The sequence below is a fragment of the Streptomyces sp. NPDC101151 genome (assembly GCF_044768335.1).
Classification (GTDB): domain Bacteria; phylum Actinomycetota; class Actinomycetes; order Streptomycetales; family Streptomycetaceae; genus Streptomyces.
In genome coordinates this window covers 1-1,472 of sequence record NZ_JBIWPP010000136.1, presented here as the reverse complement: position 1 = coordinate 1,472, position 1,472 = coordinate 1, and the positions used below count along the sequence as shown (strand labels likewise).

Genomic DNA, 1,472 nt, shown 5'->3' with positions numbered 1-1,472 from the left:
CTAAGGGCCCGCAGATCATTAACTCGTCTCTTTGATCTTCGATTAGGTGCGGTCTGGAGTGAGGAAGGCCGCGATGTCGGCAGGTGTGCGGAAGCGGGCGGTGGAAGGGTTGACGTGGTGACCGTGTGCTTCCAGGAGGGGCCGGACTTCCTGGCATGCTCGGCTGATGGTCATGGGCGTGACTCCGAGGAGCTGGCCCAAGAGGTCCATGGTGGCGAGTTTGCGCAGGTGGAGCACAGTGGTCAGGATCCGGTCCGCTGGTGTGAGCTTGGCTTTGGCGCCTGTGCCGGCGGCCACCAGGCGCTCGTGACCACGACGGGCCAGGAGGGTCTGCTCGCGCTGCAACTCCATCTCGGGGACAAGTGCGTCGGTGAGCTCGACGAGCTGTTGGTCGGACATGCCGGTGAGTTCGGGGCGCCGCAGGCAATGTGGTTCCAGAGGTGGTGGGTTGTGCGCTGGCGGCTGGCCCGTCGTGCGGCTGACCTTGGATTCTTCCAGTGGTGGTTGCGGGTGGAGGGTGTAGTTCCAGTCGCCGTGGAAGCGATGCCGGGTGATGGGCAGGGTGGCCAGCTCGGTGTCGGTGACCTGGATGCCCGTGGGATAGCGGTTGGTATCGAGCTCGGCATGCACGGTCAGGCCGGTTCTGGTGGTGGTCGCCGTGATGGTCTCAACGATGACTTCGTGGCTGGTCAGGGGCCTTCCGCGCCAGTTCATGGTGATGTGGGAGAACAGCCGGTGCTCGATCCGGTTCCACTTCGCTGTGCCCGGAGGAAAGTGGCAGACGGTGATCATCAGCCCGGTCTCGGTGGCCAGCTGGGCCAGCTCGGTCTTCCAGGTGCGGGTGCGATAGCCGTTGGACCCGCCTGCGTCGGCGGTGATCAGTAGCCGGCCGGCCGCTGGGTAGGCGATGCGTCCGGCAGCGTTCCACCAGCGGCGGATGGACTCGACGGCGAACGCGGCGGTGTCGTGGTCGGTGCCCACGTTGACCCAGCCGGTGTCCGCGGCGACGTCGTAGATGCCGTAGGGCACCGCCTTGCCCAGTTCACGGTCGGGAAAGTCGTGGCTGTCCACCGCCACCGGCTGTCCTTTCGGCTCCCACTCCTGGCCCTGGTTCTTGAAGGGGCCGACCAGCTCCTTCTTCTTGGTATCCACGCTGATCACCGGCTGTCCGGCGTCCTGATGGTGGCGAGCCTGATCGTTGAGATAGCGGAACTGGGCGTCGCGGTCGGGATGTTGCCTGCCCTCCAGGATCTTGGCGTTGCCCTGCAGGCTGAAGCCCTCCTCGCGCAGCAGGTCGCCCACCGTGTCCGGACCGATCCGGTATCCCTGACGGGTCAGTTCGTCAGCGAGTTTTCGCGTGGATTTGCACGTCCAGCGCAGCGGTGACATGGGATCTCCGCGCACATCGGGCTCGACGAGAGCCAAGAGGGCATCCCGCAGGGCCGGCTCGCGGTCGACCAGTCGCTTACGAC

At 65.7% G+C, this 1,472-nt stretch carries 1 protein-coding gene; it reads right to left on the bottom strand.

Features of this window, described 5'->3' with window-relative positions; translation table 11 throughout:
- Positions 1–42: 42 nt before the first annotated feature.
- Positions 43–1,472 (bottom strand): ISAzo13 family transposase (locus ACIRU3_RS47755; protein ID WP_404070781.1); only part of this gene is annotated, 1,430 nt, incomplete at its 5' end.